Origin of the sequence: Methylovulum sp. (assembly GCF_028687615.1) — a bacterium.
GTDB lineage: Bacteria > Pseudomonadota > Gammaproteobacteria > Methylococcales > Methylomonadaceae > Methylovulum.
Genome location: NZ_JAQTZU010000012.1, coordinates 92044 through 107178, shown reverse-complemented (window position 1 = coordinate 107178; position 15135 = coordinate 92044). Strand labels below are relative to the sequence as shown.

The window sequence follows — 15135 nt, the reverse complement described above, 5'->3', positions numbered from 1 at the left end:
CAGCGTTTTGTATTTTTTCTCGGACGGCGTGCGTGGTCGTGGCTGTTCCGTGTAGTAGTTGCCCCATAGCTTTTGCTCCTTGAGTTTAGGATATAGTAAACCATTTAAATGCGGGACTAAACAAGTACATGGCTTAAAAGTCCCCCAACTTAAGGATATGGCAAAAAATAACGTCCCTGAAAATGCCATCGTTACAGATACCATCCCTTGAAGGGATGTTATCTGTTTTGAAACACGCACTAAGCAAAATTGAATGCCGTCCAAGTATTGTAAAACGTCATTTGTCCGTTATCTGATTTTTTGTCAAAAACATCGCCTATGGCTTGTGTCAATACTTCCTAAAGCCTTGCAATTGACACTTTAGTTTGTTTAGCCCTGCGATTTATGGATAATGTATTCCATGATTTATGTTTCATAGTTAAATGATAAGGATTAAACGATATGGCTGAATTAATGAGTAGCGGCATTGAATTGATGTTTGCCGGTATGGGTATCGTTTTTTTGTTCCTGACGATGCTGGTGTTTGCAATTAATATGATGTCCGCGTTGGTGCAGCGTTTTTTTCCTGAAGCACCGCCTACCTCCGTCATTGCGCCAACAGCCAGTAGCAACGCTCCCGACAAGGCTACCGTAGCGGCAATTGCAGCCGCCGTGCATCAATACCGCAAACAAAAATAACCGCTAGCTTTGGGCAGGACGCAATTCGTTTTTATCTTTTTGGGACATTCCACGCAAACGCTTCAAACCGGCCCTGGCGGTCAAATGATAAAAGACTCATAAAAGTATTCTAGGAGAAACACAGCATGGTCAAACACAAAACAAAGCCTTTGAAGATTACTGAAGTCGTCCTGCGGGACGCGCATCAGTCAATTCTGGCGACACGGTTGCGTATTGAAGATATGTTGCCGATTTGTGCAAAATTGGATGACATCGGTTATTGGTCCATTGAATCTTGGGGCGGTGCCACTTTTGACGCCTGTATCCGTTATTTGGGTGAAGATCCCTGGGAACGTTTGCGCTTATTGAAAGCGGCAATGCCCAAAACACCGCAACAAATGCTTTTGCGCGGCCAGAATATCTTAGGCTACCGCCATTATGCCGATGATGTGGTCGATAAGTTTGTCGAACGCTGCGCCGCCAATGGCATTGATGTGTTCCGTATTTTTGATGCCATGAACGATATGCGCAATATCGAACATGCCGTAAAAGCCGTGCTGACCACCGATGCCCATGCCCAAGGTACGATTTCTTACACCACCAGCCCCGTCCATACGATGGCTTCATGGGTTGATTTGGGCAAACAAATTGAAGATATGGGTGCACACTCGATTTGTATCAAAGACATGGCGGGCTTGCTGAAACCTTATGAAGCCTTTGAATTGGTCTCACGCCTAAAATCCAGCACCAATATCCCGATTCATCTGCATTCCCACGCCACCACGGGCTTAAGCGTCGCCAGCATCATGAAAGCGGCGGAAGCGGGCATAGACCATGTCGATACCGCCATTTCGTCATTGAGCATGACTTATGGGCATAGCGCGACCGAAACCATCGTCGCCGCGTTGGAAGGCACTGAACGTGATACCGGGCTGGATTTGATCAAGCTGGAAGAAATCGCCCATTATTTTAGGGAAATACGCAAAAAATACGCGCAGTTTGAAGGCAGCCTCAAAGGCGTGGACAGCCGTATTTTGATCGCCCAAGTCCCCGGCGGCATGTTGACCAATATGGAAAGCCAACTGAAAGAACAAGGCGCGTCCGACAAGTTTGACGAGGTGATACACGAAATCCCCCGTGTCCGCGAAGATCTGGGCTTTATCCCGCTGGTCACGCCGACTTCGCAAATCGTCGGCACCCAAGCGGTGATCAACGTCATGCACGGTGAGCGTTATAAGACCATCACCAAAGAAACTGCCGGTGTATTGAAAGGCGAATATGGCGCGACGCCGGCTCCGGTCAATAAAGAATTGCAAGAGCGGGTGTTGAATGGGGCGCAGCCCATCACTTGCCGTCCGGCAGATTTGCTGGAAGCCGAAATGCACAAGCTTATTGCCGAAGTGCAGGAAAAAGCCCGGGCCGAAGGTGTGAAACTGGCTAATAACATCGAAGAAGATGCGTTGATTAACGGTATGTTTGCACAAGTAGGTTGGAAGTTTCTGGCTAACCGTGGTAATCCCGCCGCGTTTGAAGCCGCGCCCGGCTCTGAAGCCACCATTACCGCCAGTGCACCAAAGCCGCAAGTGCAGGCGCAACCGCCAGCAAGCAAAGGCATTGAAACTTATACGGTCAATGTGGACGGCAGAAATTTCAATGTCGCCGTAGGGCCAGGCGGCTCAGCATTGGCTATCCAGGCCCCGGTTGAAGAAATTCCGCCTCAAGAGCTGGCGGCCCATGATGGCCCGGTGATTTACGCGCCAATGGCGGGCAATATCCTGAAAATTTTGGTCAGTGAAGGCAATGTGGTCGCAGAAGGCCAAATTGTTGTGATTATGGAAGCGATGAAAATGGAAACTGAAGTGCGTTCTAAATTTGCCGGCATCGTCAGTGCCGTGCATGTCAAGGAAGGCGGCGCGGTGGCAGGCGGCAACGCGCTGATTTCTTTATAACACTATAAGTGACGGATATTTATGGAAAATCTCATTTCACTTTGGCACAGTACAGGACTGTACAACTTTACCGGCGGCCAGACGTTTATGATGCTGGTTGGATTTTTGCTCCTGTATCTGGCGATTAAAAAAGGCTTTGAGCCGCTATTATTATTGCCGATAGGCTTTGGCGCGATACTCAGCAATATTCCGGTCGCGGGTATCGCCGAAGAAGGCGGGCTTTTGTATTACCTGTATTTCGGCATTAAAGCGGGGATTTTTCCATTGCTCATTTTCATGGGCGTAGGGGCGATGACGGATTTTGGCCCCATGCTCGCCAATCCCAAGACCTTGTTGTTGGGTGCGGCGGCGCAATTTGGGATTTTTGCATCCTTGCTTGGCGCATTGGCTTTGAATATTGTCCCTGGCCTGGAATTTACGCTGAAAGATGCGGCGGCGATAGGCATTATCGGCGGTGCCGATGGCCCTACGGCGATTTATGTCGCGTCAAAACTGGCACCGGATTTACTGGGAGCCATTGCAGTGGCGGCCTATTCTTACATGGCTTTGGTTCCGTTGATCCAGCCGCCGATTATGCGGGCATTAACCACCGAAGATGAACGCAAGATTGAAATGAAGCAAATGCGTAATGTCAGCAAAAGTGAAAAAATCGTGTTTCCGTTGATGTTGTTGTTATTGTCCATTTTGCTGCTGCCGTCAGCAACGCCGTTGATCGGCATGTTTGCCTTGGGCAATTTGATGAACACTTGCGGTGTCGTTGAGCGTTTAAGCCAAACCGCGCAAAACGAGTTGATCAACATCGTCACGATTTTCTTGGGGCTATCTGTCGGTTCCAAACTGAGTGCCCACGCGTTTTTGCAAATAGAAACCTTGGGAATCCTGGCCTTGGGGGCGATTGCCTTTGCAATAGGCACGGCATCCGGCGTGATCATGGCAAAAATCATGAACAAGTTCAGCGATACGCCGATTAACCCGCTGATTGGCGCGGCAGGTGTTTCCGCCGTGCCGATGGCGGCGCGGGTGGCGAACAAGCTGGGCTTGGAAAGCAACCCGCACAACTTCCTGCTGATGCACGCGATGGGGCCTAATGTGGCGGGTGTGATCGGCTCGGCGGTGGCGGCGGGCGTGTTGTTGAGTTTGATCAAGTAAGTTTTATTATTGTTGCTGGAGCAGGTCTAAGGTTCTCTCCGGCAAGATTCCTTCGCTTTTCCCTTCCAAATGCAGCCGCGCTTCTTCATGCAGCGTGCTCATAAAAGTCAACAACTGCATCTCATGGCGCATTTTCTGCTCGAACTCCGAACATTCCCACATCCGGTTTAGCAACTGTTTGGCATGGTGGTGGATGCCAAAAGCCACCGCTTCCGGCAATTGCGGGTAACTGTTTTGGATGCTGGTCTTGAGTTGGTCTAAAGCCGCCAAATAGTGTTGATAGTCTTTGATGTCCTGTTGGCAACGGGTTTTGTAAATGCCCAGTTCGGTGTCATGCCTGGTTTTCAATAAAGCAATGTCGTGCTCCAATTGCACGGTTTTCTTTGATAACGTGGCTTGCAAATCATGCTCGGCAAGCAATTGCGCTTGTCTAAGTTGCGTTTGTTGGGGGTGGGTTTGCGTTTGCCAATGCAGGTTTTCATCTTTGACAGCATGCCAAATCCTGACTAATTGTAGAGTAAGGTTTTTTAGTAAAGTCATGAAGGAATCAGCGCGGCTATTTTTTGCTGTAATTGTAACAAGGCGGCACCATTCTGTTGCTTGCGATAACAATTATTTTCTTGTTGCAATTGCAGGAAAGTGGCTCTAGGCACTTGGTTTTTGATGGTCAGCAAGTCTTGGGCTATGGTGTTGGCAAGGGCGTTAAGGTGTTTGCGCTCATTGGCTTTCAATATCCGTTGGCGATGGGCTTCATGGATCAGGTCGAGCTTGAGTTTTTTAAAATAAAACTGTTGCTTAAGATTTTCTTGCCGGTTCAGGATAAACAGCAATCGACGTAAACTGCGTTGTGGTGCAGAAAAATAATCGCTTAGCGAAGCAAAAATGAGCTGGATGCCCAACAACAAGCCACCTGTGAGGAGCAACCCGAATGCTGCCAATATTATGGCGATGCTTAGTTGGGCAAAAAACTCAGGCAAGCCGGGTACAGATAGCCATAGCAATAACTGGTTTAACAGCAAGGCCAGGAATGCACAGGCAAGCAGCCATAATGAAACTCTAATAATCAACGCTGTATTGGTGTGGGGTCAAAGCAATTAGGATTTGGCTAAAAATAATTTCCTTGAACCATTCTTGAAACCCTAGACCTGACAGGTTTCAAAAACCTGTCAGGTCTTAATATCGGGAAGTTATTAATGGCTAAATCCTAAGTAGGTGCAGTTGCGTAGCTACTTAATCCAAATAACAAAATCAGATCTTTTTAACAAACTCTGATTTCAGTTTCATCGCGCCGATACCGTCGATTTTACAATCAATATCATGGTCGCCGTCTACCAAGCGGATGTTTTTTACTTTGGTGCCAACTTTGACGACCAATGACGAGCCTTTGACTTTCAAATCCTTGATGACGGTGACGCTATCGCCATCTTGTAGCAGATTGCCGTTAGCATCCTTAATGATACGTCCGTCGCTGCTTTCTTCAGTCGCTCCTGAATTTGACCACTCGTGGGCGCATTCAGGGCAAATGTACATGCTGCCGTCTTCGTAGGTGAATTCTGAACCACAAGCGGGGCATGGGGGGAGATTGCTCATTCTTTTTTACCTAAGTCGGGGATTGTCAACCTTGTGGAATACAAGGTTTAGCGAGGCGGCATGATGCCAGATTCAAGTGCCGATTGTCCAATAAACTTAAGGGTGGTGGTTGAATTGAAACCGGTATAAAAGCGACTTAAACCTATGTGTTTTTGTGTATTTTTGGAGTACAAACCTGGGTTTGTATCCCGTTCCCTACATTAAAACAGCACCTTCGCCAATTTGGATTTTGAATTGGATTTAACAAAATCAAATAATGTAGATTGTTATAAAATCAGTGGGTTAAATTTATTCAAAACCCTTGTTTCAACTGAGTTTATACATTTGGCGAAGGTATTGTTAAAATTAAAGAAGTCATATTGTTAATGCGGCAACCCATTCATGGGTTGACCAGCCAAGTAAACGCCGCGCACTCTGTTCAAATTTGCTTTATATCGGCAACTGCCGGGCCAGAATCAGCAAAGGATGCGATACCTTATCCGCATCAACATCAAGAAAAACCGCACACCCGAAATTGCTGCTGACCACCCAATCAGCCTGGGCGGCGGTAATGGCTTGCCGTTTCAGATCGCGTAACTGCGCGGCATTGTCAGGATGGGTGAGCATGTAGCTTCCGCCCGCACCGCAACACAGAGGGTTATTGGCTAAGGCGGCAACTTCCAGTTCAGGAATTTTCGCCAGCAAGTTGTAAACCGTTTGCTGGTTTTTCAAGACATTGCGTTGGGAGCATGGCTCGTGTACCGCGACTTTTTTTGGCAAGGCTTGTAAGCGCTGATCGTCAGGCCAATGCGCCAGCAAAAATGCGTTGATGTCCTGCAAACGTTGTCTGAATAGCCCCGCCGCTTCGGCGTCTTCATGCTGGTATTCGCTTAACATCGCCCCGCAACCAGTGGCGGCGTGCAGCACGGCATCCATTTCCAGCGCGTTGAAAACGGCGATGTTGTTGGCTATCAAACTTGCCGCAGCTTGTCCGTTGTGCTGGTGTATCGCGCCGCAACAGCCTTGTTGGGGCGGCACGGTCACGTCATAGCCTATCGAGTTGAGCAATTTGATGGCGGCTTGCAAAGTCTCTTGGTCAAAATGTTCGGCGATGCAGCCTGTGAACAACGCGACTTGCCCACGTTTTGTAATTTTCGCGGGATAATGCCCTGCCAATCCCTTTAATGCGGGTTTGCCTAACAACGCTTCGGCTTCCGCCACACCCAATTTTTTCAACAAGCCCGTCCGCCGCAATGGTTTTTGCAAGCCCGACTTCAAATACACCGCCAGACCAGGCAACAAGCGCATCCGCCAACGCTTGTTTTCTATCAACCCCAAGGCCAGTTTCCCTAACCAACTAGGCGTGATTTCCAACTTCAACCGGGCCTGGTCGAATAACTCCCCGTAAGCCATCTTGCTAGGGCAAACCGTCTCGCAAGCGCGGCATTGCAGACAGTTATCGAGATGCTGGCGTTCATCGGCGGTAATAGCCACATTTTCGACCAGAATCTTGCTGATAGTGCGGATGCGGCTGCGCGGGGTTTCTTCGTTGGTTTGGAACAGACGGAAAGTCGGGCAGGTGCTGACACACATCCCGCAGCGCAGGCATTCGCCAGCATCGGGGATATACGGGCCTGATACGGGTGCTTCGCTGGCTTGGTCAAAGCCCATGTCCATAAACTCGAACATCTCAGGACTCCATCACCTTGACATAGGCGCGGCGCAGCAGCTCCATTTCCGCTGGCGGCCTGCCGCGCAATTCCGGCAGTGTCCGCAAGCGGCAATCGCGGCTTTGCAGCAGCTTGTGCGGCGGGTCCAGCAACATGAAGCGTGCCATGTGGACGGTGATAATGCCGCCGGGCGCATCGATTTGTTCGCTAAACCCCGCTTCGGCGTGCAGCAAGTCGTTGTCTAAATGCAAAAGCCGATTAATGGCGTTGACCAGCGTGGACGGATGGGTGCTGACCTTGCTGTCTTCAAATTCTTCCTGCTCCAATGCGCTGGATAAGGCGGGCAACGGTGTCGGGAAACAGACGCTGCCATTGCCGTGCTGGGCGAACAGCGTCAAGGCGCTGATGTCGCCTTTGTAATAGAGCAAGAGCCGATGCTTGTTGAAGGCGTTAAAGAGGGCCATGCTTAATTCACGAGGTTGCGGTGTGCGGGGTGACTGTCCCACAAAGGCTTGTAACTGCTGTCCAGCCGCGACAAGCGGGTGTTGACTTGTTCCAATAATTGATAAGCTGGAAAGCGGCGGGCGTTGCCGGCGGCGTACCACAACTCCATTTCAGCACTGAGGCGGTATTTTTCGGCTACACAATCGGCGATTTGTTGTTTCAGCCAAGCCATGCTGGTGGAGGGCGCCAGTTCGGCGATGCGGTAGCGGACGCCGTTGTTGAAAATCCGTACCCCGCCGCCTTGCGCGGCGGTATGGTATAAGGCTTGTGCGTCGGTGATTTCGACACCCGCCAAATAATCAATGCCGAATTCGTGCAATTGCGGCAACCAGGGAACGGTCGGCCCCATTAGGACGGTTTTGGCGTTGCGGCTAAGTTCCGCCAAACGCGGGAAGGTTTTATTGGGGATGGAGCTGGCGGTCAGGAACACCCAGTCGGCATCCGGCAACAGAAATTCACAGGCGGCATCGGGCAAATCCCCGGCACAGGGTTGTTTCTCCAGTACGGTAAGCTGCATCTGCTGTTGATAGCGTTCGATGCCCGGATAATGGCCGATGACGACGACTTTTTGCTTGTAGAGCTGCGGCAAAAAATGCTCGAACACGGCGAGGTTGGCGTGTTCCGGGCCAGGCTCAATAATCACCGAATCAGGCAATGGCCTGCTGTTGATGCAACTGTTGATCGCCGCCATCGCCACCGTGGCTTTGTAAGGCTCCCATTCCAGTATCCACGCGGCAATGTCGGTGACGGGTTTGCCAGTTAAAGTGCCAGACCAAGGCAGAGTGCGGGTGGCTAGGCCCGGGCTCATCGCCAAACCCGTATAACCCTGCTTGCTCTGGCACAAAGTCCACACCACGCCTATCATCAGCTTATCGACCACCACATCGCTGCTACAGTAATCCAGTAGCAGTTCGTAGAGCCGCTTGGGGTGGGTCATGCCTTAGCCTCATATTTCATAGCGCGATAGTACGCCGCTTCATAATTTCGCCATACAATTTTTCGACAACTCCCCTGACTTGGTTTTTTTCCCGTGCATCCAAACGCATGACCGGACAGGAAACACCCTGTTGTTTAAGGTAATTATGGTATTCAATCAAATAAGTCTGGGTATCGTTGTCGTCATAATGGGTGATGGCGACAACGACGGGGTGCTTGGTTAAATAATCGCGGTGACGCTTAAGGAAATAATCAATTTCCGCCAGCGGTTGCTGATGCGCGTTATCTATCATGACAACCATGCCGATGGCGCCTTGGCAGGCAATCGCCGCCATAAAATCAAACCGGCGTTGCCCAGGCGTGCCATAAAGATGCACTTTGGTGTCGTAAATATGCAGCACACCGTATTCTATGCCTACGGTCGTGGTGGCTTTACGGTGTAGCGCGTCTTGCTCGGTGGCTTTAGCTTCTGTGCCCAACACGGGCACTTCACTTACCGATGAAATGGCGGTTGTTTTGCCCGAACCGACCGTGCCGACAAAAACTATTTTCAAGGTGTCGTGCACAGTCGCCAATCTTGGGCTAGTCAAGTATTCTGGTTTCATAGTCGGCCTATAACCTGTCATTTTAGTTTGTCAATCAAGATGCTTGGGCGGCCATGCCCGGACTGGACAGCTTATGCCATCAACCAGCCCGATCAGGCCAGGGTATCGGACCGCATCATCAGGCCGATTTTTTTTGCTCAACAACAAAACCCACGGCGGCCAGCAAGTCTTCAACATCTGCATCGACGATTTCCAAACCGATTTTTTTACAAAACCGCACTTCCTTATCGGTAGGATTTTTGTTCAACACCCACCCTTTTTTCTCCGCCGCACCACTGACAATGTCGCTCATCACCATGCGTTCCGAATCGCGGTTCAGGGGCATACCAATCAATAGGTATTGCTTGCCTTTGCGGTATTCCTTAAGGAAATCGGGGATGGCGAAGCCGCCCATCAGTTCAGTGATGTAATCGACATAATCGGCATCGGAAGCGACAAAATTGGCTTCCGGTTTGGGCGTGCCCATCGGTTTGAATAAGATGGGGAACCGATGGTCGATCTGTTCTTGCGGAATTTCAAAATAACCGCCGCCATCAAAATGATAGATTTTAAAACGGAAATGGCTGGCGCTGATCCGTGCCATGCCGACAATCAGGGTATGTTCTTCGTCGGCATAAGTGTCTTGCAATTGGGTGTCCCGGTTTATGTCAACGACATAAGCGGGTTTCCATTCAGCCAGCCAATCATGGACGGCGGCGCGTGTCCATTGGGTTTCGCCGTAGAGCTTGGTGAGGAACTGGCCCAGAAAATTCCGGCCCCGTTTTAACTCAAGGTTCATCGCGGCACGGGGAAACTCATACATGAGCTTGGGGGCCATGGGCCTGCCGTCATTCATCGCCAGGATCAGGCTATTGCTGTCGGCTGGCATGGACTCGCCAGTCAGTTTGTTTTTGGCATCGAAAAGTACGCCCGGCCCTAAATATGGCACGACTTTATTGTCGTAAAGACCCGCTAATATTTCAGAAAATACAGTGGCAGACATGAAAAACTCCTTTAGGGGTTAAATATCAATCTCCAAGCAAAAATCAATCCATGTTTAAAATTTATTTATGCCTTTGATTATTAATGGGTTGTGCGGCGACAGACGGGGTATGGTTTTGTAAGCTTTATGACAATTGCCCTGCCGCTTGCCAACGATGGGCTTCGTATCCTGCGTGTTGCATTGCTCCGGCTGTTGGGCAAAGATTCCGACCAGCCCGCCTACGCAAGCGGAAGCTATCGAGATCAAGCCTTCGCTGGTTTTGTCATAAGATTGATAAGGCGGTTATCCCTACCACGCTGATAAAAGTGATGCCAACCATTCCCATACGGCGACATGGTAAGTAACCGTGTAGAAGTCTTTAACAGGCAAGCCGGATTATTAGAAGCTTACGGGTATAAAAATGTTAAATGATTTATGAGCGGTTACTTAAGACCTGCACGGGCAAAGATTCCGGTCTGAAGTGTGGATTAAGATTAGGGCCGGCAATGTCCGCCTACTCTTTTTTCATAACTTTCCTCGAAGCCATCGCCCATTTGCCCGCATTATTGTGACTAGGCGTGAATTGGCGGCTTTTGTCCTAAAACCTCCCGCACACACAAAAACCCCACTGTAAGCAAGCTTACACCGACAAAACAAAATGTGGGAAAGCTAACGCGGGCTTTATTCAAAATAAAACAAATAGCGTAATAAATTCAATTGATTAAATCGAATAAATAAGTTGGCATAACCATTGCTTTATTCCTGATGTCATCAACCACAACATCCTAAAAGAGGAAAAGATCATGGCAAAATTACGTCAATGTGCAATATACGGTAAAGGCGGTATCGGTAAATCAACCACTACACAAAATCTGGTTTCTGCTTTGGCGGAACTGGGCAATAAAGTAATGATTGTTGGTTGCGACCCTAAAGCCGATTCCACCCGTTTAATCCTGCACGCAAAAGCGCAAACCACCATTATGAGCTTGGCGGCCGAAGCAGGCAGTGTTGAAGATTTAGAGTTGGAAGACGTGTTGAAAGTCGGTTACGCCGGCATCAAATGCGTTGAATCAGGCGGCCCTGAGCCAGGCGTCGGCTGTGCAGGTCGTGGTGTTATCACGGCGATTAACTTTCTGGAAGAAGAAGGTGCTTACGATGATGAACTTGACTTCGTTTTTTATGATGTTCTTGGGGATGTTGTGTGTGGTGGTTTTGCCATGCCAATCCGTGAAAACAAGGCGCAAGAAATTTACATCGTTTGTTCGGGCGAAATGATGGCGATGTATGCCGCCAACAACATTGCTAAAGGTATCGTGAAATACGCTAACTCAGGCAGTGTGCGTTTGGCTGGTTTGATTTGTAACTCGCGTGAAACAGCTCGTGAAGATGAACTGATTTCTGCACTGGCTGCAAAAATCGGCACCACCATGATCCATTTCGTTCCACGCGACAACGTTGTACAACGCGCTGAAATTCGCCGTATGACGGTTATCGAATACGAACCACAAGCAAAACAAGCGGATGAATACCGCCAGTTGGCTATAAAAATTCGTGATAACAAAAATTTCATCATTCCAACGCCTATCACTATGGACGAACTGGAAGAATTGATGATGGAATTTGGTATTCTTGAACAAGAAGACGAGTCAATCATTGGTAAAACGGCAGCGACTGAAGCAACTGCTTAATTACCAGGAAATGCGTAGAGACCTTGCGCTGCAATGTCTCTACAAAGAACAACCGTAGGGGCGCAAGCCTAAACTTAAGACGTAAAACCTTGCGTCCCTACGGCTTTCCATCCTCAAACCTGTCTATGGGGGATTACCCATGACATCAGCAGGAGATTCATAATGGCAGCTTTAACCAGAGAAGAGACCGAAGCGTTGATTCAGGAAGTTCTGGAAATTTATCCCGAACAAGCCAAAAAAGACCGCGCCAAGCATTTGGCGATCAACGACCAATCTCTCGAAAAATCCAATAAATGTATCACTTCCAACCGTAAATCTTTGCCTGGCGTCATGACCATCCGTGGTTGCGCTTATGCCGGTTCTAAAGGTGTGGTTTGGGGCCCGATCAAGGACATGATCCATATTTCCCACGGCCCGGTCGGCTGCGGACAATACTCCCGCGCCGGTCGCCGTAACTATTACGTCGGCACCACTGGCGTAAACACTTTCGGTACCATGAACTTCACCTCTGATTTCACCGAAAAGGACATCGTGTTCGGCGGCGACAAAAAGTTGGCGAAAATCATCACTGAAATCGAAGCCCTGTTCCCGCTGCACAAAGGCATCAGCATCCAATCCGAATGTCCGATTGGTTTGATTGGTGACGATATTGAAGCGGTCGCCAAGAAAGGCAATAAGGAAATCGGCAAACCCGTTGTGCCTGTCCGTTGCGAAGGCTTCCGTGGCGTATCCCAATCTTTAGGCCACCATATCGCCAATGACGCGATCCGTGACTGGGTTTTGGAAAACCGCGATGGTGACGACAGCTTCCCGACCACCCCTTATGATGTCGCCGTGATTGGTGACTACAACATCGGTGGCGACGCTTGGGCTTCACGTACCCTGCTGGAAGAAATGGGTTTGCGCGTTGTTGCCCAATGGTCTGGCGACGGCACGATTGCAGAAATCGAAAAAACGCCAAAGGTTAAGCTGAACCTGATCCATTGCTACCGTTCGATGAACTACATCGCCCGGCACATGGAAGAAAAGTACAAAATCCCTTGGATTGAGTACAACTTCTTCGGCCCTACCAAAATCGCCGAATCACTGCGCCGTATCGCTTCACACTTTGACGAAACGATCCAAGCAGGTGCCGAGCGCGTGATTGCCCGTTATGAATCTGAATATCAGGCCGTCATCGACAAATACAAACCACGCCTGGAAGGCAAACGTGTGATGTTATACATCGGTGGTTTGCGTCCACGCCATGTGATTGGCGCGTATGAAGATTTGGGCATGGAAGTGGTCGGTACCGGTTACGAATTCGGTCACAACGACGATTATGACCGTACCATCAAAGAAATGGGCAATGCGACCTTGTTGTATGACGATGTCACAGGCTATGAGTTTGAAGAGTTCGTCAAGAAAGTCCAACCTGACCTGGTCGGCTCTGGTGTTAAAGAGAAATACATTTTCCAAAAAATGGGTGTCCCGTTCCGGCAAATGCACTCTTGGGATTATTCCGGCCCCTACCACGGCTATGACGGTTTCGCCATCTTCGCCCGCGATATGGACATGACCATCAATAACCCCTGCTGGAAGCAAGTAAAAGCACCGTGGAAAACGGATGCCAATAGCGAAGCAGTGAAGGTTGCCGCTTAACCCAGCTATCGTTCAGCGTTCCCACGCTCCGGCGTACCCCGCCGGGGTAGTGTGGGAACGCAGCCCCAACCGCTCCGGCGGTACGGGACGCGGAGCGTCCGCAGAAGCATTCCCACGCTAGAGCGTGGGAACGATTAATTCCCCCCATAACGCCGTCCACAGATTAGTGGCGCGTAGGAGATTACCATGAGCCAACAAGTCGATAACATCCAACCTAGCTATCCTTTGTTCAGAACCGATGAATACAAGGCTAACATCACTAACAAACGTGAAGCTTACGAAGAGTGCCATCCTCAAGAAAAAATTGATGAAGTGTTCCAATGGACCACCACCAAGGAATATCAAGAGCTGAACTTCAACCGTGAAGCGTTGACCGTCAACCCTGCCAAAGCTTGCCAACCCTTAGGTGCGGTATTGTGTGCGCTGGGTTTTGAAAAAACCATGCCGTATGTGCATGGATCACAAGGCTGTGTCGCTTATTTCCGTACTTATTTCAACCGTCATTTCAAAGAGCCAATCTCTTGCGTATCCGACTCGATGACTGAAGATGCGGCGGTGTTCGGCGGACAAAAAAATATGTTTGCCGGTTTGGAAAATGCCAAGGCGTTATACCAACCAGAAATCATCGCCGTGTCCACCACCTGTATGGCGGAAGTGATCGGTGACGACTTGAACGCGTTCATCAACAACGCCAAAAAAGCCGGCCATATCGAGCAAGATTACCCAACTCCATTCGCGCATACCCCAAGCTTTGTCGGCAGCCACACCACGGGCTGGGACAATATGTTTGAAGGCATGGCGAAATATTTCACCCTGAACCACATGGAAGACAAAGTCGTTGGCAGCAATGGCAAAATCAACCTAGTGCCTGGCTTTGAAACTTATTTGGGCAATTTCCGCGTCATGCACCGCATGATGAAAGAAATGGGCGTGGATTATTCCTTGTTAAGCGACCCTTCTGAAGTCTTGGACACCCCGGCTGATGGTACTTTCCGCATGTATGCGGGCGGCACCACCCAAGCGGAAGTCAAAGACGCGCCAAATGCAATAGACACTATCTTGTTGCAACCTTGGCAGTTGGAAAAAACCAAAAAGTTCGTGCAAAACATCTGGCATCAACCTGCCACCAGCATCAACATCCCAATGGGCTTGGAATGGACTGACGAATTTTTGATGGCCATCTCTAAACTGACTGGCAAAGAAATCCCTGCCTCATTGGAATTGGAACGTGGCCGCTTGGTGGACATGATCACCGACTCGCACGCTTGGTTGCACGGCAAAAAGTTTGCGTTGTACGGCGATGCCGATTTCGTCATGGGCATGACTAAATTCTTGCTGGAATTAGGTGCAGAACCTTCTGATGTCTTGTGCAACCACGCCAACAAACGCTGGTTGAAAGCGATGGAAAAAATCTGCGCGGATTCACCTTATGGCAAAAACACCCAAATCCACATTGGCAAAGACTTGTGGCATTTCCGCTCCTTGATGTTCACCAACAAACCGGATTTCATGATCGGCAACTCCTATGGTAAATTCATCCAACGCGACACCTTCTATAAAGGCGAAGCGGACGAAGTGCCATTGATACGCATCGGTTTCCCGATTTTCGACCGCCACCATCTGCACCGCATGACCACCTTAGGTTACGAAGGCGCGATTTACATGCTGACCACCTTGGTCAACGCAGTGTTGGAGCAGTTGGATAAGGAAACCAAAGGTATGGCTACAACGGATTACAACTACGATTTAATCCGTTAATCCTAACTTCAAACCTGCCAGGTTTTAAAAACCTGGCAGGTTTTTCCA

14 protein-coding genes are annotated in these 15135 nt (G+C 49.4%); 6 read left to right on the top strand and 8 right to left on the bottom strand.

The genetic code is table 11. From position 1 onward, the window contains the following. Positions 1–441 precede the first annotated feature (441 nt). The 3 genes from PHH59_RS09455 (at position 442) to PHH59_RS09445 (ending at position 3755) form a co-directional block, all read left to right on the top strand. Positions 442–678, top strand: coding sequence for an OadG family transporter subunit (locus tag PHH59_RS09455; protein WP_300014745.1), 237 nt, complete (start codon positions 442–444; stop codon positions 676–678). Positions 679–803: 125 nt separating this feature from the next. Continuing rightward, positions 804–2606 (top strand): sodium-extruding oxaloacetate decarboxylase subunit alpha, encoded by a 1803-nt coding sequence (oadA, locus tag PHH59_RS09450; RefSeq protein WP_300014742.1) that lies wholly within the window; start codon positions 804–806, stop codon positions 2604–2606. A gap of 21 nt (positions 2607–2627) precedes the next feature. Then, a complete protein-coding gene (locus tag PHH59_RS09445; RefSeq protein WP_300014738.1) occupies positions 2628–3755 on the top strand; it encodes a sodium ion-translocating decarboxylase subunit beta in 1128 nt (375 codons plus the stop codon). 6 nt (positions 3756–3761) lie between these two features. Here the strand turns inward: PHH59_RS09445 and PHH59_RS09440 are convergent, their stop codons facing one another. The 8 genes from PHH59_RS09440 to PHH59_RS09405 all read right to left on the bottom strand — a co-directional run bounded on the left by PHH59_RS09440 (position 3762) and on the right by PHH59_RS09405 (position 10021). Further along, on the bottom strand, positions 3762–4295 hold the full coding sequence (locus PHH59_RS09440) for a hypothetical protein (protein ID WP_300014735.1): 534 nt from the start codon (positions 4293–4295) through the stop codon (positions 3762–3764). Continuing rightward, positions 4292–4822, bottom strand: coding sequence for a hypothetical protein (locus PHH59_RS09435; protein ID WP_300014732.1), 531 nt, complete (start codon positions 4820–4822; stop codon positions 4292–4294). The genes PHH59_RS09440 and PHH59_RS09435 overlap by 4 nt, the downstream gene beginning before the upstream one ends. A gap of 181 nt (positions 4823–5003) precedes the next feature. Further along, a complete protein-coding gene (locus PHH59_RS09430) occupies positions 5004–5345 on the bottom strand; it encodes a zinc ribbon domain-containing protein YjdM (RefSeq protein ID WP_300014730.1) in 342 nt (113 codons plus the stop codon). Between the two features lie 429 nt (positions 5346–5774). Beyond that, entirely contained in the window at positions 5775–7013 is a 1239-nt protein-coding gene (locus tag PHH59_RS09425; RefSeq protein WP_300014727.1) for a (Fe-S)-binding protein, read from the bottom strand. 1 nt (position 7014) lies between these two features. Then, positions 7015–7458: a hypothetical protein gene (locus PHH59_RS09420; RefSeq protein ID WP_300014724.1), complete on the bottom strand. Its 444-nt coding sequence runs from the start codon at positions 7456–7458 to the stop codon at positions 7015–7017. Positions 7459–7460: 2 nt separating this feature from the next. Further along, on the bottom strand, positions 7461–8435 hold the full coding sequence (locus PHH59_RS09415; protein ID WP_300014721.1) for a DUF364 domain-containing protein: 975 nt from the start codon (positions 8433–8435) through the stop codon (positions 7461–7463). Between the two features lie 16 nt (positions 8436–8451). Continuing rightward, positions 8452–9039 (bottom strand): ATP/GTP-binding protein, encoded by a 588-nt coding sequence (locus tag PHH59_RS09410; RefSeq protein WP_300014717.1) that lies wholly within the window; start codon positions 9037–9039, stop codon positions 8452–8454. Between the two features lie 118 nt (positions 9040–9157). Further along, positions 9158–10021, bottom strand: coding sequence for an SIR2 family protein (locus PHH59_RS09405; RefSeq protein WP_300014714.1), 864 nt, complete (start codon positions 10019–10021; stop codon positions 9158–9160). 782 nt (positions 10022–10803) lie between these two features. Here PHH59_RS09405 and nifH point away from each other — a divergent pair. The 3 genes from nifH (at position 10804) to nifK (ending at position 15087) form a co-directional block, all read left to right on the top strand. Next, complete coding sequence (gene nifH / locus PHH59_RS09400; protein WP_300014711.1) at positions 10804–11688, top strand: nitrogenase iron protein; 885 nt, start codon at positions 10804–10806, stop codon at positions 11686–11688. Positions 11689–11850: 162 nt separating this feature from the next. Next, the gene (gene nifD, locus PHH59_RS09395; RefSeq protein WP_300014708.1) at positions 11851–13329 is read left to right on the top strand and encodes a nitrogenase molybdenum-iron protein alpha chain; all 1479 of its coding nucleotides are present in this window, start codon (positions 11851–11853) and stop codon (positions 13327–13329) included. A gap of 186 nt (positions 13330–13515) precedes the next feature. Beyond that, positions 13516–15087 (top strand): nitrogenase molybdenum-iron protein subunit beta, encoded by a 1572-nt coding sequence (gene nifK, locus PHH59_RS09390; RefSeq protein WP_300014705.1) that lies wholly within the window; start codon positions 13516–13518, stop codon positions 15085–15087. Positions 15088–15135 lie beyond the last annotated feature (48 nt).